22 protein-coding genes are annotated in these 21258 nt (G+C 72.7%); 4 read left to right on the top strand and 18 right to left on the bottom strand.

All coding sequences use genetic code 11. The annotated features are described in order from the left end of the window. Positions 1–109: 109 nt before the first annotated feature. From guaB to ACIHEI_RS14840, 3 genes are all read right to left on the bottom strand, one after another. On the bottom strand, positions 110–1612 hold the full coding sequence (gene guaB / locus ACIHEI_RS14850) for an IMP dehydrogenase (RefSeq protein ID WP_387644559.1): 1503 nt from the start codon (positions 1610–1612) through the stop codon (positions 110–112). A gap of 227 nt (positions 1613–1839) precedes the next feature. Beyond that, on the bottom strand, positions 1840–2559 hold the full coding sequence (shbA, locus tag ACIHEI_RS14845; RefSeq protein ID WP_392955816.1) for an RNA polymerase sigma factor ShbA: 720 nt from the start codon (positions 2557–2559) through the stop codon (positions 1840–1842). 198 nt (positions 2560–2757) lie between these two features. Next, on the bottom strand, positions 2758–3369 hold the full coding sequence (locus ACIHEI_RS14840) for a response regulator transcription factor (protein ID WP_014136228.1): 612 nt from the start codon (positions 3367–3369) through the stop codon (positions 2758–2760). A 537-nt stretch (positions 3370–3906) separates the two neighbouring features. Here ACIHEI_RS14840 and ACIHEI_RS14835 point away from each other — a divergent pair. After that, positions 3907–4233, top strand: coding sequence for a WhiB family transcriptional regulator (locus tag ACIHEI_RS14835; protein WP_100587200.1), 327 nt, complete (start codon positions 3907–3909; stop codon positions 4231–4233). 139 nt (positions 4234–4372) lie between these two features. Here the strand turns inward: ACIHEI_RS14835 and ACIHEI_RS14830 are convergent, their stop codons facing one another. From ACIHEI_RS14830 to groES, 3 genes are all read right to left on the bottom strand, one after another. Next, the gene (locus ACIHEI_RS14830) at positions 4373–5374 is read right to left on the bottom strand and encodes a LysR family transcriptional regulator (RefSeq protein ID WP_387644552.1); all 1002 of its coding nucleotides are present in this window, start codon (positions 5372–5374) and stop codon (positions 4373–4375) included. Positions 5375–5647: 273 nt separating this feature from the next. Further along, positions 5648–7282 carry a chaperonin GroEL gene (gene groL, locus ACIHEI_RS14825; RefSeq protein WP_387644549.1) on the bottom strand — a complete coding sequence of 545 codons (1635 nt, stop codon included), beginning with the start codon at positions 7280–7282 and terminating at the stop codon, positions 5648–5650. A gap of 100 nt (positions 7283–7382) precedes the next feature. Further along, entirely contained in the window at positions 7383–7688 is a 306-nt protein-coding gene (gene groES / locus ACIHEI_RS14820) for a co-chaperone GroES (protein WP_014136232.1), read from the bottom strand. A gap of 258 nt (positions 7689–7946) precedes the next feature. Here groES and ACIHEI_RS14815 point away from each other — a divergent pair, with 258 nt between their 5' ends. Beyond that, positions 7947–8282 carry a hypothetical protein gene (locus ACIHEI_RS14815; RefSeq protein ID WP_396606861.1) on the top strand — a complete coding sequence of 112 codons (336 nt, stop codon included), beginning with the start codon at positions 7947–7949 and terminating at the stop codon, positions 8280–8282. Positions 8283–8329: 47 nt separating this feature from the next. Further along, positions 8330–9508, top strand: a complete 1179-nt coding sequence (locus ACIHEI_RS14810; RefSeq protein WP_396606860.1) for a methyltransferase domain-containing protein — start codon at positions 8330–8332, stop codon at positions 9506–9508. Here ACIHEI_RS14810 and ACIHEI_RS14805 read toward each other — a convergent pair. From ACIHEI_RS14805 to tsaB, 5 genes are all read right to left on the bottom strand, one after another. Further along, a complete protein-coding gene (locus tag ACIHEI_RS14805; RefSeq protein ID WP_396606859.1) occupies positions 9484–10362 on the bottom strand; it encodes a polysaccharide deacetylase family protein in 879 nt (292 codons plus the stop codon). The two genes, ACIHEI_RS14810 and ACIHEI_RS14805, sit on opposite strands and share 25 nt — an antisense overlap. Positions 10363–10597: 235 nt before the next feature. Beyond that, entirely contained in the window at positions 10598–10843 is a 246-nt protein-coding gene (locus tag ACIHEI_RS14800; RefSeq protein ID WP_387644537.1) for a hypothetical protein, read from the bottom strand. Between the two features lie 11 nt (positions 10844–10854). Further along, a complete protein-coding gene (gene tsaD / locus ACIHEI_RS14795; RefSeq protein ID WP_387644535.1) occupies positions 10855–11934 on the bottom strand; it encodes a tRNA (adenosine(37)-N6)-threonylcarbamoyltransferase complex transferase subunit TsaD in 1080 nt (359 codons plus the stop codon). Then, the gene (rimI, locus tag ACIHEI_RS14790) at positions 11927–12406 is read right to left on the bottom strand and encodes a ribosomal protein S18-alanine N-acetyltransferase (RefSeq protein ID WP_387644998.1); all 480 of its coding nucleotides are present in this window, start codon (positions 12404–12406) and stop codon (positions 11927–11929) included. Before rimI ends, tsaD begins: the two co-directional genes overlap by 8 nt. Before the next feature lie 45 nt (positions 12407–12451). Beyond that, positions 12452–13099, bottom strand: a complete 648-nt coding sequence (gene tsaB, locus ACIHEI_RS14785; RefSeq protein ID WP_387644532.1) for a tRNA (adenosine(37)-N6)-threonylcarbamoyltransferase complex dimerization subunit type 1 TsaB — start codon at positions 13097–13099, stop codon at positions 12452–12454. 132 nt (positions 13100–13231) lie between these two features. Between tsaB and ACIHEI_RS14780 the strand changes: the two genes are divergently transcribed. After that, entirely contained in the window at positions 13232–13807 is a 576-nt protein-coding gene (locus ACIHEI_RS14780; RefSeq protein WP_387866002.1) for a L,D-transpeptidase, read from the top strand. A gap of 15 nt (positions 13808–13822) precedes the next feature. On the opposite strand, the gene ACIHEI_RS14775 is transcribed toward ACIHEI_RS14780, so the two are convergent. The 7 genes from ACIHEI_RS14775 to glmS all read right to left on the bottom strand — a co-directional run bounded on the left by ACIHEI_RS14775 (position 13823) and on the right by glmS (position 21166). After that, positions 13823–14008 carry a hypothetical protein gene (locus ACIHEI_RS14775; RefSeq protein WP_387644527.1) on the bottom strand — a complete coding sequence of 62 codons (186 nt, stop codon included), beginning with the start codon at positions 14006–14008 and terminating at the stop codon, positions 13823–13825. A 102-nt stretch (positions 14009–14110) separates the two neighbouring features. Further along, on the bottom strand, positions 14111–14620 hold the full coding sequence (tsaE, locus tag ACIHEI_RS14770) for a tRNA (adenosine(37)-N6)-threonylcarbamoyltransferase complex ATPase subunit type 1 TsaE (RefSeq protein ID WP_396606858.1): 510 nt from the start codon (positions 14618–14620) through the stop codon (positions 14111–14113). A 56-nt stretch (positions 14621–14676) separates the two neighbouring features. Then, a complete protein-coding gene (locus ACIHEI_RS14765) occupies positions 14677–15819 on the bottom strand; it encodes an alpha/beta fold hydrolase (protein ID WP_387644522.1) in 1143 nt (380 codons plus the stop codon). 135 nt (positions 15820–15954) lie between these two features. Next, entirely contained in the window at positions 15955–17136 is a 1182-nt protein-coding gene (gene alr, locus ACIHEI_RS14760; RefSeq protein ID WP_396606857.1) for an alanine racemase, read from the bottom strand. Between the two features lie 207 nt (positions 17137–17343). Next, positions 17344–18783 (bottom strand): NAD(P)H-hydrate dehydratase, encoded by a 1440-nt coding sequence (locus ACIHEI_RS14755; RefSeq protein WP_396606856.1) that lies wholly within the window; start codon positions 18781–18783, stop codon positions 17344–17346. A 101-nt stretch (positions 18784–18884) separates the two neighbouring features. After that, positions 18885–19271: a holo-ACP synthase gene (locus ACIHEI_RS14750; protein WP_387644515.1), complete on the bottom strand. Its 387-nt coding sequence runs from the start codon at positions 19269–19271 to the stop codon at positions 18885–18887. A 38-nt stretch (positions 19272–19309) separates the two neighbouring features. Beyond that, positions 19310–21166: a glutamine--fructose-6-phosphate transaminase (isomerizing) gene (gene glmS / locus ACIHEI_RS14745; RefSeq protein WP_396606855.1), complete on the bottom strand. Its 1857-nt coding sequence runs from the start codon at positions 21164–21166 to the stop codon at positions 19310–19312. Positions 21167–21258 lie beyond the last annotated feature (92 nt).

The following is a 21258-nucleotide window of genomic DNA, read 5'->3' as shown; positions in this document are numbered from 1 at the left end:
CTTTGGCGGGGCGCCCCCCCCACCCCCCCCCCCCGCCCCCCCGCCCCCCCCCGCCCCCCCCCCCCCCGCGGGCCCCCGGGGGGGCCGGGCGGCTCCGGTGGGACTCGGGTCAGCGCGCGTTGTAGTTCGGCGCCTCGACCGTCATCTGGATGTCGTGCGGGTGGCTCTCCTTGAGGCCCGCCGAGGTGATCCGGACGAACCGGCCCTTGGTCTGCATCTCCTCGACCGACCCGGCACCGACGTAGCCCATGGTCTGGCGCAGGCCGCCGACCAGCTGGAACAGCACCGCGGACAGCGGGCCGCGGTAGGGCACCTGGCCCTCGATGCCCTCGGCGATCAGCTTCTCGTCCGAGGAGACCTCGGCCTGGAAGTAGCGGTCCTTGGAGAAGGACTTGGCCTGGCCGCGGGTCTGCATCGCGCCCAGCGAGCCCATGCCGCGGTAGGACTTGAACTGCTTGCCGTTGATGAACAGCAGCTCGCCCGGCGACTCCTCGCAGCCGGCCAGCAGCGAGCCCAGCATCACGGTGTCGGCGCCGGCGCACAGCGCCTTGCCGATGTCACCGGAGTACTGCAGGCCGCCGTCGCCGATGATCGGGACGCCCGCGTCCTGGCAGGCCTGCGCGGCCTCCCAGATCGCCGTCACCTGCGGCACGCCGACGCCGGCCACCACGCGGGTGGTGCAGATCGAGCCGGGGCCCACGCCGACCTTCACGCCGTCCACGCCCGCGTCGATCAGCGCCTGCGCGCCGTCCCGGGTGGCGACGTTGCCGCCGACCACGTCGACCGACACGGCGGACTTGATCTTCGAGATCCAGGACAGCGCGTTGTGCGAGTGACCGTGCGAGGTGTCCACCACCAGGAAGTCCACGCCCGCGCCGACCAGCGCCTGGGCGCGGTCGAACGCCTCGGCGGACGCACCGACCGCGGCACCGACCAGCAGCCGGCCCTCGGCGTCCTTCGCGGCGTTCGGGTACTTCTCCGCCTTGACGAAGTCCTTGACGGTGATCAGGCCCTTGATCCGGCCCTCGTCGTCGACCAGCGGCAGCTTCTCGATCTTGTGGCGGCGCAGCAGCGCGATCGCGTCCTCGCCGGAGATGCCGACCTTGCCGGTGATCAGCGGCATCGGCGTCATGATCTCGGCGACCTTGCGGCTGCGGTCGGTCTCGAAGGCCATGTCACGGTTGGTGACGATGCCCAGCAGCTTGCCGTCCGGGCCGGCGACCGGCACGCCGGAGATCCGGAACCGGGCGCACAGCGCGTCGGCCTCGGCCAGCGTGGCCTCCGGGCCGACCGTGATCGGGTCGGTCACCATGCCGGACTCGGAGCGCTTCACCAGGTCGACCTGGTTGACCTGGTCCTCGATCGACAGGTTGCGGTGCAGGACGCCGACGCCGCCCTGCCGGGCCATCGCGATCGCCATCCGGGACTCGGTGACCTTGTCCATCGCCGCCGACAGCAGCGGGATGTTGACCCGCACGTTCCGGGAGATCCGCGAGGAGGTGTCGACCTGGTTGGGCAGCACCTCGGAGGCCCCGGGCAGCAGCAGGACGTCGTCGTACGTGAGTCCGAGCATCGCGAACTTCTCGGGTACGCCGGCGGCGTTGTAAGACATGGGGAACCTTCCGTGGCGGGCCGTCGTTCTGCGCACGGGCGCCAGGGCTCTCTCGGCCGCCAAGCCCGGCGTTCGGTCGATCCTCCAACCGAGGACCGCGCACACCGGAGAAACTTTGGCGACCCGACCAGGCGCCGATACCCCATGGTACTGGTGCCGCGGGGTGCGTCGTCGCGCCCTCTTGACAACGCGCGCGCCCCCGCGCTTCTTCCCCCCGCGCGAACCGGCTAGCCGGACTCCTCGGCCAGCGCCCGCAGCCGCGACAGCGCCCGGTGCTGGGCCACCCGCACCGCACCCGGCGACATGCCGAGCACCTCGCCGGTCTCCTCCGCCGACAGCCCGTCCGCCACCCGCAGCAGCACCAGCTCGCGCTGCCGGGCCGGCAGGTTGGACAGCAGTTCCTTGATCCACGCGGCGTCGCTGGACAGCAGCGCCCGCTCCTCCGGGCCGAGCGAGTCGTCCGGCGTCTCCGGCAGGTCGTCCGGCGGGATCACCGTCGAACCGGGCCCGCGCATCGCGGCCCGCTGCAGGTCGGCGATCTTGTGCGCGGCGATCCCGTACACGAAGGCCTCGAACGGGCGGCCGGTGTCCCGGTAGCGGGGCAGCGCGCACAGCACCGCGACGCACACCTCCTGCGCCACGTCGTCCACATGGTGCCGGGCCCCGCCGGGCAGCCGGAGCAGCCGGCCCCGGCAGTAGCGCAGCGCCAGCGGCAGCACGTAGCCGAGCAGCGCCTCGATCGCCGGACCGTCCCCACGCACCGCGGCCGCGACCAGTGCGGCCTCCTCGGGCGACGTCACACCCGCGTTCTGCGGACGGCCACCCGCACCCGACGCACCGTCGGATCCCGCCGACCGGCCCTCCGATGCCGACGACGGACCGGCAGCCGCACCCTCGGGGGCGGGCTGTGCCGGATCGGTCCCGGCGGCCTCCTCGTCGTCATGCATCGGTCCATGGTGCCTGGTCGGACCGGAAAACGCGGCACCGCGTCCGGACTTGTGCATCGGAACGTTATGCGTCGCCGGGTGCACCGTGCCGCCTCCCCTGCCTGTCCGCTGGTCCCCGAGGTGCTCCACTACTCCATGGTGCAGCCTCGGGACCACAACGTCACACGTCCGAGCGAGCGCAGTTGTCGCCGCACCCGCTCAGCGGACCAGGCCCCAACGGAAGCCGAGCGCCACCGCGTGCGCGCGGTCCGAGGCGCCGAGCTTCTTGAACAGCCGCCTGGCGTGCGTCTTCACGGTGTCCTCGGACAGGAACAGCTCGCGGCCGATCTCCGCGTTGCTGCGGCCGTGGCTCATCCCCTCCAGCACCTGGATCTCACGGGCCGTCAAGGTCGGTGCGGCGCCCATGTCCGGGCTGCGCAGCCGGCGCGGCGCCAGGCGCCAGGTCGGGTCGGCCAGCGCCTGGGTGACGGTGGCCCGCAACTCGGCGCGCGAGGCGTCCTTGTGCAGGTAGCCGCGGGCCCCGGCGGCGACCGCGAGGGCTACACCGTCCAGGTCCTCGGCCACGGTGAGCATGATGATCCGGGCGCCCGGGTCGGCCGAGAGCAGTCGGCGGACCGTCTCCACTCCGCCCAGTCCGGGCATCCGAACGTCCATCAGAACGAGATCGGAACGGTCGGCCACCCAGCGGCGGAGGACCTCCTCACCGTTCGTCGCAGTGGTCACCCGGTCCACGCCGGGTACGGTCGCCACCGCACGGCGCAGCGCCTCCCGGGCGAGCGGGGAATCGTCGCAGACGAGTACGGATGTCATGACCGTCCTCCGCAGCTGATCCGCGTCACGTTGAGCCTCCTGGCTGGTACGAACCTCTCCGACACGGCCGCCTTGGACGGACTCCGTTCCGATCGCCTCGCTCCGCGACCGATCCCGATGTCCCGCGCCTGCTGACCGCCTCCGTACATCCAACGACCGTCACTCGAATGAGTTACGGCTTCAGGTCCATCTCCACCACTGTACGTGGCCAACCCATCACACAAGAGCCACCTCGCGGTGCACACGCCGCACTTTTGTGCAGCTCGCGCGCGGTGCCCGCGCCACGCACGCCTTCCGGCCGGGACCCGCGCCCCTTCGGACATCCGATCGGGGAAGGGTGCGACTTAAAACCTATTGCACCGTTTGTCCGTTTTTATAGCTTCCGTTAGGTCATTGACTGTTGTGTCGGTCTGTGGGTGACTTGTCCGTGTAGTTGGGTGTAAGTCATATTTCCAGGTGTCCGTATCGGTCCCGCGCAGCCCCGCCGGACAACCACGGCCGAGCCGCCAGGTCCCGCGCCCTCGAAGGGAATGAGCCATGGCAGATTTCTCCCGCCTCCCAGGCCCCAACGCAGACCTCTGGGACTGGCAGCTCTCCGCCGCCTGCCGCGGCGTCGACAGCTCGCTGTTCTTCCACCCCGAGGGCGAACGCGGCGCGGCCCGGACCTCCCGCGAGGCGAGCGCCAAGGAGGTCTGCATGCGCTGCCCGGTACGCGCCCAGTGCGCGGCCCACGCCCTGGCCGTCCGCGAGCCCTACGGGGTGTGGGGCGGCATGACGGAGGACGAGCGCGAGGAGCTGCTCGGCCGTTCCCGCAACCGACTGGTCCAGGTCCCGCTGGCGATGCCGCAGACCGTCCGCCACTGAGCACCCGGTGAGCGGCCGCGCATACTCCCTGCCGCCGCACCGACTCTTCGAGTAACTGAAAAAACGTTTCTTCGTATACGCTGCGGCGCCCCGCCCCAGGCCGGCGCCGCGTCCGTTCCCGGACCCTTCCGCGAACGCCTCAGCGGGCCGCAGCCGCCGCCGCGAGCTGGTCCAACATCAGCTCCACCGCCGGAACCCCCGCCAGGTCCGGCAGGGTCAACGCCACCACCTCGCGCCGCGCGGGCTCACCCGACGCCACCCGGACCGGCACCGCCACCACTCCCGGATGCCGCACCGACTCCAGCGCCAGCCCCGGCAGCACCGCCACCCCCAGACCCGCGCCCACCAGGCCCACCACCGCCGGGTAGTCGTCGGTGGCGAACTCGATCGACGGCGCGAAGCCCGCGTCCGTGCACAGCTCCACCAGGTGCCCCCGGCACTGCGGACAGCCCGCGATCCACTGCTCCTGCGCCAACTCCGCGAGATCCACCGGCTCGCCCTCGCCCCGGCCCGCCAGCGGATGCCCGGCCGGCACCAGACCCACCAGCGGATCGTCCAGCAGCGGCCGCACCACCAGCTCCGACCAGTCGTTCGCCGCAGCCGTCGCCGCCGCCTCCAGCGTCGCCTCCGCACGCGCCTCGCGCAGCGTCGCATGCGGGGACGGCAGGCTCAGACCGCCCTGCGAATCCGGGTACCGGAACGCCAGCGCCACCTCGCACTCCCCGCCGCGCAGCATCGCCAACGCCTGCGGGGGCTCCGCCTCCACCAGCGAGACCCGCACCCCCGGGTGCGCCGCCCGCACCTGCGCCACCGACCGCGGCACCAGCGTCGAACTCGCCGTCGGGAACGAGACCAGCCGCACCCGGCCCGCCCGCAGCCCCGCGATCGCCGCGACCTCCTCCTCCGCGGCCGACAGCCCCGCGAGGATCCCGTTCGCATGCTTCAACAGCACCCGCCCGGCCTCGCTCAGCTGCATCTCCCGCCCCGACCGCACCACCAGCGGGGTGTCCACCGCCTTCTCCAGCGCCTTCATCTGCTGACTCACCGCAGGCTGAGTGCACCCCAGCTCCCGCGCCGCAGCAGAAAAGGACCCGGTCCGGGCGACGGCATGCAGAACACGGAGGTGGCGGGCTTCGATCACGCCATCAACCTTAGAGGGAGAGCGAGGGTGCGAATCCAGGGGAGCGGGAGGGTGCGCAATCAGGGGCGCGGGGAGCTGCGCGCGGAGCTGCGCGACCAGCCGTGCACCGTCCGCACTCGACCACCATCGTCCAGCCCCACCCGCCTCCGCCCACGCGAAAGGGGCGCGAGGAACCGGCGGTCCCAGCCTCGCACTACGAGAGTGCATGGCCGGTCGCGCAGTTCCTCGCGCCCCTGGGGCTGCTGCCCCTAACGCCTAGCTGTCAGCAGACGCTCAGTGGCTGTGGCCGTGCCCACCGTGCGAGTGGCCGTGGCCCGCGGCCTCTTCCTCTTCCTTCTTCTCGACCACGAGGGTCTCGGTGGTGAGGAGGAGGGAGGCGATGGAGGCGGCGTTCTCCAGGGCGGAGCGGGTGACCTTGACCGGGTCGATGACGCCGGCCTTGACCAGGTCGCCGTACTCGCCGGTGGCGGCGTTGTAGCCCTGGCCCGGCTCGAGCTCGGAGACCTTGGAGGTGATGACGTAGCCCTCGAGGCCGGCGTTCTGGGCGATCCAGCGCAGCGGCTCGACCAGGGCGCGGCGGACCACGGCGACACCGGTGGCCTCGTCGCCGGACAGGCCGAGGCCGTCCTCCAGGACCTTCGCGGCGTGCACCAGCGAGGCGCCACCACCGGCGACGATGCCCTCCTCGACCGCGGCGCGGGTCGCGGAGATGGCGTCCTCCAGGCGGTGCTTGCGCTCCTTGAGCTCGACCTCGGTGGCCGCGCCGACCTTGATCACGCAGACGCCACCGGCCAGCTTGGCCAGGCGCTCCTGCAGCTTCTCGCGGTCCCAGTCGGAGTCGGTGTTGGCGATCTCGGCCTTGATCTGGGCCACGCGGCCGGCGACCTCGGAGGAGTCACCGGCGCCGTCGACGACGATGGTCTCGTCCTTGGTGACGGTGATGCGGCGGGCGGAGCCCAGCACGTCCAGGCCGACCTGGTCGAGCTTGAGGCCGACCTCCTCGGAGATGACCTGGCCACCGGTCAGGGTGGCGATGTCGCCGAGGATGGCCTTGCGGCGGTCACCGAAGCCGGGGGCCTTGACCGCGACCGCGTTGAAGGTGCCGCGGATCTTGTTGACCACCAGGGTGGACAGCGCCTCGCCGTCGACGTCCTCGGCGATGATCAGCAGCGGGCGGGAGCCGCCGGCCTGCAGGACCTTCTCCAGCAGCGGCAGGAGCTCCTGGATCGAGGAGATCTTGCCCTGGTTGATCAGGATGTACGGGTCCTCCAGGACGGCTTCCTGGCGCTCCGCGTCGGTGACGAAGTACGGCGACAGGTAGCCCTTGTCGAACTGCATGCCCTCGGTGAACTCGAGCTCGACGCCGAAGGTGTTCGACTCCTCGACGGTGATGACACCGTCCTTGCCGACCTTGTCGATCGCCTCGGCGATCAGCTCGCCGACCTGGGTGTCCTGCGCGGAGAGGGAGGCGACGGCGGCGATGTCGTCCTTGCCCTCGATCTCGCGGGCGACCGACAGCAGGTGCTCGGAGACGGCAGCGACAGCCTTGTCGATGCCCTTCTTCAGGGCGGCCGGGCCGGCGCCGGCGGCGACGTTGCGCAGACCCTCGTTGACCAGGGCCTGGGCCAGCACGGTGGCGGTGGTGGTGCCGTCACCCGCGACGTCGTTGGTCTTGGTGGCGACCTCCTTGACCAGCTGCGCGCCGAGGTTCTCGTACGGGTCGTCGAGCTCGACCTCGCGGGCGATGGTCACACCGTCGTTGGTGATGGTGGGGGCGCCGAACTTCTTGTCGATGACGACGTTGCGGCCCTTGGGGCCGATGGTCACCTTGACGGTGTCGGCCAGCTTGTTGACGCCGCGCTCCAGCGAGCGGCGGGCATCCTCGTTGAACTGCAGGGTCTTCGCCATGATCCCGTTTCCTCAGGGTGTGGTCTGCGTACGTGGAGCAACAACCGCGCCCCGGGCCCCTGTCAGTGCTGACACGGATCCGGGGCGGGCTGGGGACGTCTTACTTCTCGATGATGGCGAGAACGTCGCGAGCCGAGAGGACGAGGTACTCCTCGCCCTGGTACTTCACCTCGGTGCCGCCGTACTTCGAGTACAGGACGATGTCACCGACGGCGACGTCGAGCGGCAGACGCTGGCCGTCCTCGAAGCGGCCCGGGCCGACAGCCAGGACGACACCCTCCTGGGGCTTCTCCTTGGCAGTGTCCGGGATCACCAGGCCGGAGGCGGTGGTGGTCTCGGCGTCGAGCGGCTGGACCACAATGCGGTCCTCGAGCGGCTTGATGGCAACCTTGCTGCTGGTGGTCACGTCCGAGCTCCCCTTCGGAGATTACGGGGTTGTCTATCAGGTAGGTGGGCGAGGGTGCGCAGCTGCCGTCGCGGGGGTCAGGCACGCATCTTCGCGTTAGCACTCCCCCTGGGGGGAGTGCCAGGAACGACCTTAGGTCGCCGTTAGCACTCAGTCAACCAGAGTGCCAATGACGCCGTGTCGGATGTCGGCACCACACCCCCCGATTGAGTGCCGGTACTCAGGCGGCGGCGCCGGCCCGGGCGCCAGGATCGGCGCATGACGAAGACTCGACGCCCCGCAGGGCGGGACGCGTTCCACGCGGTGTGGATGGTGGCCGCGGAAGTGCCGCTGCTGGCCATGCTGCCGGGCATGCTGACCTGGGCGAAGTTCAGCTACGTGTGGGTCGCCGACCCTTCGGTCTTCGGCCCGCCGGGGCAGGTGCTCGGGGCGTTCTCGCTGATGCTGGCCGCGTCGGGACTGCTGCTCGCGCTCATGGTGCTGGCGACCGGCCTGGTGCTGCCGGCCCGGCGGGGACTGCGGATCGCACCGCTGGCGCTGCTGACGGTGGGGCCGCTGCTGGCGGTGGCGGCGCACTCGGTGCTGCGCCTCTGATCCTTCCGGGTTGATCACGGGGCGAGCGGGGCGGGGACAATGGTGGTGTGGAGATCGAGTCGTTCCGGGCGCTGCTGACCGAGCAGGGGCAGGCGCTGCTGGCGGAGTTGCGGGAGTTCACGGCGGACCAGGAGCTGGCGCTGGCGACCCGGCTGCGGCGGGATTACCCGGCGGAGCTGGTGCGGGCCGCGTTCGAGCAGGCGCGGTTGCGGCAGCGGGCGGAGGCGAAGTTCGGGGCGGACGCCCGGTCGATGTACTTCACCCAGAACGGGGTGGAGCAGGCGACCCGGCGCAGTGTGGCCGAGTGGCGGGCGGGTCGGTTCGCGGCGCTCGGGGTGAAGCGGTTGGCGGACCTGTGCTGCGGGATCGGCGGGGACGCGATCGCGCTGGCCCGGGCCGGGATCGCGGTGCTGGCGGTGGACCGGGACGAGCTGACCTGCGAGGTGGCGCGGGCGAACGCGGCGGCGCTGGGCGTGGCGGAGCTGGTGGAGGTGCGCTGCGCGGACGTCGCGGACATCGACACGGACGGCTTCGACGCGGTGTTCACCGACCCGGCGCGGCGCACCTCGCGCGGGCGGGTGTTCGATCCGGAGGCGTATTCGCCGCCGCTGTCCTGGGCGGTGGAGGCGGCCCGGCGCACCCCGTTCGGCGCGTTGAAGGTGGCGCCGGGGATCCCGCACGAGCTGGTGCCGGAGGGTGCCGAGGCGGAGTGGGTGTCGGACCGGGGCGAGGTGAAGGAGGCGGTGCTGTGGTTCGGCACCGGGGCCGCCGAGCCGTACCGGGCGACGGTGCTGCCGGGCCCGCACTCGCTGGCCGGCGGCGCGCTGCCGGATCCGCCGGTGGGCGCGGTGGGCCGGTACCTGTACGAGCCGGACGGCGCGGTGATCCGGGGCCGGATGGTCGCCGAGGTGGTGCGGCTGACGAACGGCCGGCTGCTCGACCCGATGATCGCGTACGTCACCTCGGACGAGCTGCACCCGACGCCGTACGCGCACGCCTACGAGCTGTCCGACGTACTGCCGTACAACGTCAAGAAGTTGAAGGCGCTGGTGAAGGAGCGCCGGATCGGCACCGTGGTGATCAAGAAGCGCGGGGCGTCGGTGGTGCCGGAGGAGCTGCGGCGGCAGCTGAAGCCGTCCGGGCCGAACTCGGTGACGGTGATCGTCGCCCGTACCGAGGCCGGCCCGGTGATGATGCTGGGTCAGCCGACGGGCTTGGCGATGTAGTCGTCGAGGCGTGCGACCGCGAAGCCCTGTTCCTGGATGCGGGCGAGCATCTCGCCGAACATCGAGGTCATGCTCTCGCCCTTGAGCTCGGACGGGCCGCGGAAGTGGGCGAGGATGATGTCGCCGTTCTTCAGCTTCTTGTCGGCGGACTGGTACTGCATGTCGTGGATCTGCATGGACTCGCGCCACAGCACGATGGCGCGCGGGCCGCACTCCTGCACCGAGGTGTTCAGGGTGGGGGTGTTGGCGCCGTCGCCGAACGGCGGGCGGAACAGGTACGGGGCGGTGCCGTACTGCTCGGTGAGGGCGGCCTGGTCGTCGCAGATCTCGGACTTCTGCTTGGCGGCCGGGATCTTGCTCATCACCGGGTGGTCGACGGTGTGGTTCTGAATGGTGTTGCCGAGCGCCTGCAGCGGCTTGAAGTAGGCGTAGTCGTTCTTGACGATGTCCTTGGTCAGGAACATCGTGATCGGCACCTTCAGGTCGGTCAGCATCTGGACGAACTTGGGGTCCTTCTCGGCCCCGTCGTCGATGGTGATGAAGACGACCTTGTCCTGGGTGGGGATTTCGCTGAACACCGGCACCACCCCGGTCTTGGTCAGCTTGATCGGCTTGTCGGCGGGCGGCGCGGGCGCCTTGGCCATCGGCTTGAGGCCCCACTTCGCCCACGCGGCGTCCCCGGCGGTGTCCTGCGCGGGCGCCGACGCGGGGGCGGACGAGCCGCCCGAGGACGCGGCGGAGGGCTGCGCGGGGGCTGCGGACTTCGTGGCGGGCGCGGAGCTGCCGCACCCGCTGGCCGCCAGCAGCACGGCGAGCGCGCCCAACCCGTACCCGATCCGGGCCCTCTTCTTCACCGGTGTCCCCCGCTCTCAGCTCTACAGGCGTGTCGATGTTCAGGACGAACGCTACCTGCCCCGCGGTTGCTCAGGCCCTCTCGTCCGGGTCTTGCCGGGCGCGCGACGCCGGATCATCCCGCCTGGAAGCACCGGCAAACCATCCAAGTACACCCAGTACGAGGACGGTTCGCCGGCACTCCCAGCCGGGCGCCCGACGCCGCGCGCCGATCCGACAAGACCCGGACGAGAGGGCCTACCCGACGTCCGTCCGGGTGAAGGTCCAGTGGTGCACCGGCCGGGACAGCAGCCCCGCCGGGGGCGCCGGGACGGGCTGCGGCTCGCCCGTCCACAGCGCGATCATCAGCACCCGGTCGCCGGGAGCGGTGAACAGTTCGACCCGTTCCAGGCCGGCCGCCCCACGCACCGCGGGGAGCGCGAACTCCCGCGCCCAGGTGTGCAGTTCACTCCCCCGCCCGTCGGCCGCGCGGGCCTCCCACATGGCCGCCAGGGTCACTTCAGCGCCTCGGCGGCGTGCGCGTGGAAGTCCGTGTGCGGCACGTGCGTCTCGGTGACCGGCAGCGAGGAGTCCGCCGACAGGTCGAACGCCGACGGGGTGCGGTCGCGCCAGACCATCTCGGCGCCGAGCGCGGCCACCATCGCGCCGTTGTCGGTGCACAGGCCCGGCCGCGGCACCCGCAGCACGATGCCCGCCTTGTCGCAGCGCTGCTGCGCCATCTCGCGCAGCCGGGAGTTCGCGGCGACGCCGCCGCCGATCATCAGGTGGTCGACGCCGTTGTCCTTGCACGCCCGCACGGCCTTGCGGGTGAGCACGTCGGTGACGGCCTCCTGGAAGGACGCGGCGACGTCCGCCACCGGCACCGGCTCGCCGGCCCGCCGCTTGGCCTCGACCCAGCGCGCCACGGCGGTCTTCAGGCCGGAGAACGAGAAGTCGTACGCCGGGTCGCTCGCGCTGCTCAGGCCGCGCGGGAAGGCGATCGCCTTGCCGTCGCCCTCGCGGGCCATCCGGTCCACCACCGGCCCGCCGGGGAAGCCCAGGCCGAGAACGCGCGCGACCTTGTCGAACGCCTCGCCGGCCGCGTCGTCGATGGTCGCGCCGAGCGGCCGCACGTCGGAGGTGATGTCGCTGCTGAGCAGCAGCGAGGAGTGCCCGCCGGAGACCAGCAGCGCCATGGTCGGCTCGGGCAGCCGGCCGTGCTCCAGCTGGTCGACGCAGATGTGCGAGGCCAGGTGGTTGACGCCGTACAGCGGCTTGTCCAGCGCCCACGCGTACGCCTTGGCGGCGCTGACGCCGACCAGCAGCGCACCGGCCAGGCCGGGGCCGGCGGTGACGGCGATGCCGTCCAGGTCGCTCGCCTTGATGCCGGCGGTGTCCAGCGCGCGCTGGATGGTGGGGACCATCGCCTCCAGGTGCGCCCGGCTGGCGATCTCCGGGACGACGCCGCCGAACCTGGCGTGGTCGTTCACCGAGGACGCGACCGCGTCGGCGAGCAGCGTGGTGCCGCGGACGATGCCGACGCCGGTCTCGTCGCAGGAGGTCTCGATTCCGAGGACGAGCGGTTCGTCAGCCATTGTGATGATCCTTCAGATCGCTTGCATCGCTTGCCAGGTGGTCCAGACGCATCACCAGTGCGTCCACGTTGGCGGGCTGGTAGTAGCCCCGCCGGATGCCGACCGGCTCGAACCCGAACCGCTCGTACAGCTGCTGCGCGCGCAGGTTGTCCACCCGGACCTCCAGCAGCAGCTCGGCGCAGCCGCGCCGGACCGACTCCTCGATCAGCTCGGTCAGCAGCATCGCCCCGAGGCCCGCCCCCTGGTGCCCGGCCTCCACCGCGATGGTCTGCACGTCGCCGTCCGCCCCGACCACCATCAGCCCGGCGTAGCCGACCAGCGTGTCGTCCTCGCCGACCGCCACCACGTAGTGCCGGCTGCCGCCCGGGTGCGCCTCGGCCAGCTCGGACCAGTACATCCCGCGCGACCAGGCGTCGTCGGGGAACAGCAGGTGCTCCAGCGCCATGACGGGCTCGATGTCCCACCAGCGCATGTGACGCAGCGAGAACCTAGCCACGGCCGGAGAGTCCCGTGCGCGTCACGCCGGAAGCACCGCCTTGTAGCCGGCCGGCACCTGCGCGTCCGGGCGCCGCAGGTACAGCGGGGCGTTCGGCAGCAGCTCGCGGCCGGCCGCCAGCTCGCGGACCGCGAAGTCGGCGAGCGCGCCGGCCGACACGTGCTCGGGGCCGCTCGCCGCCGGCAGGCCGTACAGCAGCGCGCCCGCGCCGACCGTCCGCCCGCCGGGCTCGATCTCCGCCGGACGGTCCACCGAGGGCCCGGAGATCCGGGTGCCGGACGCGTCGTAGGAGGCCCAGTAGACCTCCTTGCGGCGTGCGTCGGTGGCCACCGAGAACGCCTCGTCCAGGCCCTCGGTGCGGGCCTGGTGGGCGATCGCGTCGAGGGTGCAGACGCCGTGCACCGGCAGGCCGAGCGCGTCGCCGAGCGCGGCGGCGGTCACCAGGCCGACCCGCAGGCCGGTGTAGGGGCCGGGGCCGACGCCGACCGCGAGGTCGGTGAGCTGCCGCTTGTCCACACCGGCGGTGCGCAGCACGGCGCCGATGGTGGGCAGCAGCAGTTCGCCGTGCCGGCGGGCGTCAACCTCGTAGGACTCGGCGAGCACGCGTTCGCCGTCGTGGACGGCGGCCGTGACGGCGGGGGTGGCGGTGTCGAAGGCGAGGAGGAGCACGCGTTCAAGGTTAGAGGGTCCGGCGAGAGTGCCCGCACCGGCCGGGAACACACGATCGGAAGAGGCCGAAGCGGCGTCGCGGACCTGGCACGATGGGCCTCGGACGTGAGACGGAGCGTTGAGGAGCAGACCGTGGCGAAGCTGGGTCCTGGTGTGGTGGTCGGCGGGCTGACCCTGGGCGCCATGGCGGTGATCGGGCTGCTGGCGTTCCAGGCGAACGGCGCCGCGTCCCGGGCGGTGGCGGCCACCCCGGCCTCGGCGAGCGCCCCGGCGGCGGCGCCCTCGGCGAGCTCGCCGAGCGAGCGGCCGACCGCTCCCCCGCTGCCGGCGGACTCCGGGGCGGGCCTGCGAGTGGTGTTCTCGCTCAAGGAGCGCCAGGTGTGGCTGGTCGACCCGAAGAAGCCGGAGCAGGTGGTCGGCACATTCAAGGTGACGCCGGGCAGCGCGCTGCCGAACCCGGGCGCGTATACGGTCTACAGCCGCACGGCGGCGGGCACCGGCACGGACGGCCGGCAGATCGAGCATGTGGTGCGGTTCACCCAGCAGCAGGGCACGGTGTTCGGTTTCAGCGCGCTGGTGGACGAGAACGCCGCCGCGCCGTCGGTGGACCCGAAGACCAAGACCGGCGGCATCCGGGCGTCCCGCTCGGACGGCCAGGCGCTGTGGGACTTCGCACCGAACGGCACCCGGGTGGTCGTGGTCGCCTGACGGTGACCCGGAACGCTACGCGGCGTGGCGCTCCGGCGGGGTGGAGACCGCCTCGGCGGCCCGGCAGGACGCCAGCAGCACCCGCATCGGCACGGGCTCCTGCGGCGCGTCGGTGCGCGAGGCCTTGGCGCGCGAAGCCTCGACGCGTGCCGCGTCGGCCGGTTCGGGACGGCGGTCGGTCCGGGGGGTGGTGCTCGCCATGGGGCGCCTCCCTAGTTAGGTACACCTAACCTGCTGCCGCCATCCCATCACGCCCACCGGCCGGGCCGCAACAATTTACCGACACGCTGTCGGGAAACCGGCTCAGTTGTCACCCAATACGGTGAGGTCCACGTCGTCCCAGCGACCGCCCAGCCCCGTCACGGTGACCCGCCGCCCGTCCGCCTCTTCGGTGACGTCCGCCTCCGCACCGCCCAGGGTCCGCTCGATCCGGACCTCCAGCCGGTCCTCGGAGAGCTGCTCGACCTTGCCCTCGCCCCACTCGACGACGATCACCGACTCGGGCAGCGAGACGTCCAGGTCGAGGTCCTCCATCTCGTCCAGGCCGCCGCCCAGCCGGTACGCGTCCACGTGCACCAGCGCGGGGCCACCGGTCAGCGACGGGTGCACCCGGGCGATCACGAAGGTCGGCGAGGTGACGGCGCCGCGCACCCCCAGGCCCTCCCCCAGGCCGCGGGTCAGCGTGGTCTTGCCCGCGCCCAGCTCCCCCGACAGCAGCACCAGGTCGCCCGGGCGCAGCAGGGCGGCGAGCCGCCGGCCGATGCCGGTCATCCGCTCCGCGGTGGCGACGGTCAGAGTGGTCTGCGAACCCATGGCGTCCTTCTTCGATCGTTGCGGCCACCCCTACGGTGCCACACCCGGACGCCCGTTCAGCCCTCCGGCCGGTCACCCTCGGGCTCGCGCAGCGCGGCGGGCAGCGGGCCGGTGCCGGCCCGGTCGGCGGCCCGCTCCAGCAGGGCGACCAGTTCCCCGTCCACCAGCTCGGGGCGTTCCAGCATCACCAGGTGGCCGGCGTCCTCCACCAGCACCAGCCGGGCACCGGGCAGCGCGGCGGCGATCGCCTCGGAGTACTCGGGCGGGGTGATCAGGTCCTTCGCGCCGGCCATCACCAGCGTGGGGACGCCGTCCAGCCCGGCCAGCGCGGCCAGCTTGTCGTGCGCCGAGAACGCCGGGTAGAACTCCGCGACCACGTCGATCGGAGTGGCGTCCAGCAGCTGCTCGGCGAACCGCACAACCGCCGGGTCGACGTCCTTGCCGCCGAACGAGAACCGCCGGTAGAACACCGCCGTCAGGTCCGAACCCCAGCGCCGGGTCGCCTCCACCAGCTCGACCTGCCGGCCCAGCATCCGCACCACACCGGGCGCGACCCGCTTGACCAGGCTCGCCCCGGCGGCGGGCAGGCCCAGCGTCACCGAGTCCCAGCCACCTGCCAGCGTGCCGATCAGCGCCACCCCGACCACCCGGCCGTCCGGCCCGAACAGCTCGGGATGCTGGGCGGCCAGCGCCATCACCGTCATGCCGCCCATCGAATGCCCGACCAGCACGATCGGCCCGTCCGGCACCACCGCGTCCAGCACCGCCCGCAGGTCGCCGCCGAGCTGATCGATCGACGCGGGCTCACCGTTCAGGTACGAGCGGGACCGCTCGGAACGGCCGTGGCTGCGCTGGTCCCAGAACACCGCCCGCAGCGCACCGCGCAGCGCGGCCCGCTGGAAGTGCCAGCTGTCCTGGTTCAGGCAGTACCCGTGGCAGAACACCACGGTCGGCCCGGGGCCGTCGGCGGCGTCCACCTCCACGTACAACTCGGTGCCGTCATCGGCCCGCACCCGCCGCGGCGCTCCCCGCAACGACCCGAACGGCGCCGCCGCGTCCAGCTCCTCCCGGGCCCGCCGACGCATCGCCCGCCCCACCGTCATCCGCTCCACCGCCACCCCAGCGGCGGCCCCGGCGGCGAGCACCCCGAGCGATATCCCGATCAGCCCGGCCCTGGAGACCCCCGACGGCTCAGCCATTCTTGGTGAACTCACGGGCGCGGAGGGGTGCGAAAACGGGGGCGCGTGGAACTGCGCGAAGCGGAAGGCGAACGTGGGAAAGATCGCGCCACCGACAGCCAGTTGCGCGTGAGCGCGCCCTACCGAAGACAGCCACTACCGCACCCCACCCACGTACCGCCGGGGCACCCGCCCCCCGATCCGAGTGATGATCTCGTACGAAAGCGTCCCGCAAGCCTTCGCCCAGTCCTCGGCCGTGGGCTCGCCCCGGTCGCCGGCGCCGAACAGCAGGGCTTCTTCGCCGACCTCGGGCGTGTCCCCACCGAGGTCCACCACGAACTGGTCCATCGCGACCCGGCCGGCCACCCGGTAGCGGCCGGAGCCGATCTGCACCGGCCCGGTGTTGCTCGCGTGCCGGGGGATGCCGTCCGCGTAGCCGAGCGGGATCAGGCCGAGGTTGGTGGCCCCGGGCGTGACGTAGTGGTGGCCGTAGGAGACGCCGTGGCCGCCGGGGACGCGCTTGACCAGCGCGAGCCGGGCCGTCAGCGACATGACGGGCCGCAGGCCGTAATCGGCGGGCGTGCCGACCTCGGGCACCGGCGACAGGCCGTACATGGCGAGGCCGGGCCGGACCAGGTCGTAGTGCGACTGCGGGAGCAGCAGGGTGGCCGGGGAGTTCGCCAGGTGCCGCACCTCGGGGTCGAGGCCGGCCCGCTCGGCGGACGACAGCGCCTGTGCGAAGGAGTCCAGCTGGGCCTGGATGGAGGGGTGGCCGGGCTCGTCGGCGGCGGCGAAGTGCGACCACACGCCGACCACGCGCAGCAGGCCGTCGGCCTGTGCCTTGGCGGCGTTGTCGACCAGGTCGGCCCAGTCGTGCGGCTGGCAGCCGTTGCGGCCGAGGCCGGTGTCGGCCTTGAGGTGGATCCGGGCCGGGATGCCGGTGGCGCGGACGGCGGCGAGGAGTTCGTCCAGCGCCCACTGGCCGCTGATCGAGATGTCGACGGACTCGCGCAGCGCCTGCTCCCAGGGGCCGCCGGGCGTCCACAGCCAGCACAGGATGCGGGCCTGCTCGGGGCGGATCCCGGCGGCGCGCAGTGCGAGCGCCTCCTGCGGGGTGGCGGTGCCGAGCCAGCCGGCGCCGGCGGCGATCGCCTCGCGGGCGCACTGAAGCGCTCCGTGGCCGTAGGCGTCGGCCTTGACCACGGCCATCAGCTCGGGGCCGTTGGTGCGGGCGCGCAGGGCGGCCAGGTTGTCGCGCAGGGCGGCCAGGTCGATGGTCGCCTCGGCACGGACCCCCTCGGTCAGTGCGGGTGTCCCGGTGGTGTTCGCAGTCGTCATCGCGTATCAGTCTCCCAGACCCCCGCCGGTCCCCCCATCAGGGGCGCGGCCGACCGGGGTGCAGTCGCCCGTCCACCTGTACGCCCTTTCCCTTCCGGTGTCTCCACGCGGTGGAGCGGGTTCCGGTTCCGAACGGGGTGTCAACCGGTCGTCGACCGGGCCGGGGCCGGGACGGCGGAGACACGCCTCCCGGCCCCGGACAGGGCGTCAGCCGGTCAGCGACTGCCAGACGGGATGCAGCGCCTCGGCCAGGTCGAGCGCCGTGATCGGGGCGCCTGTTCCCGCGGCGCGCCGCCCGGCCAGGCCGTGCAGGTACGCGGCGGCGGAGGCGGCGTCGAGCGGGGTCAGGCCGGTGGCGAGCAGGGAGCCGGCCAGGCCGGACAGGACGTCGCCGCTGCCGGCGGTGCCGAGCCAGCCGGTGCCGGTGGTGTTCACCCGGGCGGTGCCGTCGGGGTCGGCGACGACGGTGGTGGAGCCCTTGAGCAGCACCGTCGCGCCGTAGCGGGCGGCGAGCGAACGGGCAACCACCAGTCGGCGGGCGGCGACCGTGTCGGCGTCGGCGTGCTCGCCGACGCCGGCCAGCAGCCGGGCGGCCTCGCCGGCGTGCGGGGTGAGCAGGGTCGGGGCGGACCGGTCGGCGAGCACGCCGGGGCCGAGCCGGGCGAGTTCGGTGAGCGCGTCGGCGTCGGCGAGCACCGGGACGTCGGTGTCGAGGGCCTCCCGCAGAGCGTGCTCCGCGCCGTCGCCGCCCCCGGGGCCGACCACCCAGGCCTGGACCCGCCCGGCACCGGCCGGACCGGTCTCACTGACCAGCGTCTCGGGGTGGCGGCGGACCACTTCCTCGGCGGCGTGCCCGGTGTAGCGCACCGCGCCCGCGCCGCCCCGCAACGCCCCCGCGACGGCGAGCAGCGCCGCGCCCGGGTAGCGGGCGGAACCGGCACAGACGCCGACCACGCCGCGCCGGTACTTGTCGCTCTCCGCGCCGGGGACGGGCAGCAGCGCGGCCACGTCGGCGTGCTGGAGCGCCTCGACGGGGGCGGGCGGCAGGTCGAGGCCGATCTTCACCAGGTGGACCACGCCCGCGTAGCCGGCGCCGGGGTCGATCAGCAGGCCGGGCTTGTAGGTGCCGAAGCAGACGGTGACGTCGGCGCGCAGCGCGGGGCCTGCCACCTCGCCGGTGTCGGGGTCGACGCCGGAGGGCACGTCCACGGCGACCACGGGGCCGCGGCGGGCCATGGTCGCGAAGGGCGCCGCGGCCGGACGCAGCGGGCCGCGGCCGCCGATGCCGACGATGCCGTCCAGCACCAGGTCGGCGCGCCCGAACGCGCCGGCGTCGTCGGTGACCCGGCCGCCGGCGGCGAGAAGCTCCGCGAGGCCGGCGGCGTGCGCCTTGGCGGGGTCGAGCAGCAGGGCTTCGACGCGAGCGCCCCGGCGGGCGAGGCGGGCGGCGGCGTACAGCGCGTCACCGCCGTTGTCGCCGGAGCCGGCCAGGACGAGGACGCGGCTGCCGTAGACCCTGGGCAGCAGTCGGGCGCAGGTCGCAGCGAGACCGGCTGCGGCGCGCTGCATCAGGGTGCCTTCGGGGAGGGTGGCCATCAGCGCGGCCTCGGCTGCACGGACTTGGGCGACTTGGTGGGCCTGGCGCATTCGGAAGCTCCTTCGGGGCGCGAGCACGTGCAAGTCATTGTCCGTGGCGCGATCTCGAGGAGGGGGATCTTCCGCTTCGCGCAGTTGCCCGCGCCCCCGGCTCAGCCTTCGGCGATCACCACGGCCGAGGCGACGCCCGCGTCGTGGCTGAGCGAGACGTGCCAGCCCGTCACGCCGAGGGCGGCGGCGCGGGCTTCGACGGTGCCGGTGACGTGCAGGACGGGCCGGCCGGATTCCTCGACGCGGACTTCGGCGTCCTCCCAGCGCAGGCCGGGGGGTGCGCCGAGGGCCTTGGCGAGTGCCTCTTTCGCGGCGAACCGGGCGGCCAGTGAGGCGGTGCCCCGGCGTTGTCCGGACGGGAGGGTCAACTCGCCTGCGGTGAAGAGACGTTCGGCGAGTCCGGGGGTGCGTTCCAGGGATTCCCCGAACCGTCCGATGTCCGCCACGTCGATGCCGACGCCGATGATCACGCCTGTTCCTCCGTCCATGCCCGCGCGGTGCCGCGCAGGCATGGACGATACGCGGGCTACTCGACCGTGACGGACTTGGCGAGGTTGCGCGGCTGGTCGACCTCGTGGCCCTTGGCGGTGGCCAGCTCGCAGGCGAAGACCTGGAGCGGGACGGTGGACACCAGGGGCTGGAGCAGGGTCGGGGTGGCCGGGATGCGGATCAGGTGGTCGGCGTAGGGGACGACGGCCTCGTCGCCCTCCTCGGCGATCACGATGGTCTTGGCGCCGCGGGCCCGGATCTCCTGGATGTTGGAGACGATCTTGTCGTGCAGGACGGAGCGGCCGCGCGGCGAGGGCACCACGACGACGACCGGCAGGTCCTGCTCGATCAGGGCGATCGGGCCGTGCTTGAGCTCGCCGGCGGCGAAGCCCTCGGCGTGCATGTAGGCGAGTTCCTTGAGCTTGAGCGCGCCTTCGAGGGCCACCGGGTGGCCGACGTGCCGGCCGAGGAAGAGCACCGCGGGGGCGTCGGCCAGCGAGCGGGCCAGCGCGCGGACCGGCTCCATGGTGCCGAGCACCTGCTCGACCTGCCGGGGGGCGTCGCCGAGTTCGCGGATCACCGAGGTGATCTCGTCGCCCCACTTGGTGCCGCGCACCTGGCCCAGGTAGAGGGCGACCAGGTAGCAGGCGACCAGCTGGGTCAGGAACGCCTTGGTGGAGGCGACCGCGACCTCGGGGCCGGCGTGGGTGTACAGCACCGCGTCGGACTCGCGCGGGATGGTCGAGCCGTTGGTGTTGCAGATCGCCAGGACCTTGGCGCCCTGCTCGCGGGCGTGCCGCAGCGCCATCAGGGTGTCCATGGTCTCGCCGGACTGCGAGATGGCGATGACCAGGGTGCGGTCGTCCATGATCGGGTCGCGGTAGCGGAACTCGCTGGCCACCTCGACCTCGCACGGGATGCGGGTCCAGTGCTCGATCGCGTACTTGGCGATCATGCCGGCGTGGAACGCGGTGCCGCAGGCGACGATCACCACCTTGTCGACCTCGCGCAGCACCCGGTCGGGGATGCGCAGCTCGTCGAGGGTGAGCCGGCCGTCGGTGCCGATCCGGCCGAGCAGGGTGTCGGCGACGGCCTTGGGCTGCTCGGCGATCTCCTTGAGCATGAAGTAGTCGTAGCCGCCCTTCTCGGCGGCCGAGGCGTCCCAGTCGACGTGGTACTCGCGGACCTCGGCGGGCGTGCCGTCGAAGTTGGTCACCGTCACGCCCTCGCGGCGCAGTTCGACGACCTGGTCCTGGCCGAGCTCGATGGCCTCGCGCGTGTGCGCGATGAACGCGGCGACGTCCGAGGCGAGGAAGTTCTCGCCGTCGCCGACGCCGACCACCAGCGGCGAGTTGCGGCGGGCGCCGACCACCACGTCGGGGGCGTCGGCGTGCACCGCGACCAGGGTGAACGCGCCGTCCAGCTGCCGGCACACGGCGCGCATGGCCTCGGCAAGGTCGCCGTCGTAGGCCTCGGACAGCAGGTGGGCGACCACCTCGGTGTCGGTCTCCGAGCGCAGCGTGTGGCCGCGGTCGGCGAGTTCGGCGCGCAGCAGGGCGAAGTTCTCGATGATGCCGTTGTGGACGACGGCGACCTTGCGGTGGTCGTCCAGGTGGGGGTGGGCGTTGGCGTCGTTCGGCGCGCCGTGGGTGGCCCACCGGGTGTGTCCGATGCCCGTGGTGCCGGCCGGCAGAGGGGTTTCGGCCAGCGACTTCTCCAGGTTGACGAGCTTTCCGGCCCGCTTGTCGGTCGCCAGGAGCCGCTGCCCGTCGGCTCCTTCGGTCTGCACCGCGACGCCGGCCGAGTCGTAGCCCCGGTACTCCAGCCGCCGCAGACCTGCGATCACTACGTCGAGGGCCTGCTGGGGGCCCGTATATCCAACAATTCCGCACATATGCGCCAGCATAGGTGCCGGTGTTCGAGCCCCGGCTGGTCGGATGACCACACCGGGTGACCGACACCACAACACCCGGCGGCCCGGACACG

It is taken from the genome of Kitasatospora sp. NPDC051984 (assembly GCF_044593455.1).
Classification (GTDB): domain Bacteria; phylum Actinomycetota; class Actinomycetes; order Streptomycetales; family Streptomycetaceae; genus Kitasatospora.
The sequence above is the reverse complement of the archived record's forward strand: the minus strand, read 5'-3'. Positions and strand labels throughout refer to the sequence as shown.

Excerpts from the sequence above, each read along its gene's own strand:
- guaB (WP_387644559.1), bottom strand. The coding sequence starts at position 1,612 with ATGTCTTACAACGCCGCCGGCGTACCCGAGAAGTTCGCGATGCTCGGA.
- shbA (WP_392955816.1), bottom strand. The coding sequence starts at position 2,559 with ATGCATGACGACGAGGAGGCCGCCGGGACCGATCCGGCACAGCCCGCC.
- ACIHEI_RS14840 (WP_014136228.1), bottom strand. The coding sequence starts at position 3,369 with ATGACATCCGTACTCGTCTGCGACGATTCCCCGCTCGCCCGGGAGGCG.
- ACIHEI_RS14835 (WP_100587200.1), top strand. The coding sequence starts at position 3,907 with ATGGCAGATTTCTCCCGCCTCCCAGGCCCCAACGCAGACCTCTGGGAC.
- groL (WP_387644549.1), bottom strand. The coding sequence starts at position 7,282 with ATGGCGAAGACCCTGCAGTTCAACGAGGATGCCCGCCGCTCGCTGGAG.
- ACIHEI_RS14815 (WP_396606861.1), top strand. The coding sequence starts at position 7,947 with ATGACGAAGACTCGACGCCCCGCAGGGCGGGACGCGTTCCACGCGGTG.
- ACIHEI_RS14800 (WP_387644537.1), bottom strand. The coding sequence starts at position 10,843 with ATGTGGGAGGCCCGCGCGGCCGACGGGCGGGGGAGTGAACTGCACACC.
- tsaD (WP_387644535.1), bottom strand. The coding sequence starts at position 11,934 with ATGGCTGACGAACCGCTCGTCCTCGGAATCGAGACCTCCTGCGACGAG.
- rimI (WP_387644998.1), bottom strand. The coding sequence starts at position 12,406 with ATGCGCTGGTGGGACATCGAGCCCGTCATGGCGCTGGAGCACCTGCTG.
- ACIHEI_RS14775 (WP_387644527.1), bottom strand. The coding sequence starts at position 14,008 with ATGGCGAGCACCACCCCCCGGACCGACCGCCGTCCCGAACCGGCCGAC.
- tsaE (WP_396606858.1), bottom strand. The coding sequence starts at position 14,620 with ATGGGTTCGCAGACCACTCTGACCGTCGCCACCGCGGAGCGGATGACC.
- ACIHEI_RS14765 (WP_387644522.1), bottom strand. The coding sequence starts at position 15,819 with ATGGCTGAGCCGTCGGGGGTCTCCAGGGCCGGGCTGATCGGGATATCG.
- alr (WP_396606857.1), bottom strand. The coding sequence starts at position 17,136 with ATGACGACTGCGAACACCACCGGGACACCCGCACTGACCGAGGGGGTC.
- ACIHEI_RS14755 (WP_396606856.1), bottom strand. The coding sequence starts at position 18,783 with ATGCGCCAGGCCCACCAAGTCGCCCAAGTCCGTGCAGCCGAGGCCGCG.
- ACIHEI_RS14750 (WP_387644515.1), bottom strand. The coding sequence starts at position 19,271 with ATGGACGGAGGAACAGGCGTGATCATCGGCGTCGGCATCGACGTGGCG.
- glmS (WP_396606855.1), bottom strand. The coding sequence starts at position 21,166 with ATGTGCGGAATTGTTGGATATACGGGCCCCCAGCAGGCCCTCGACGTA.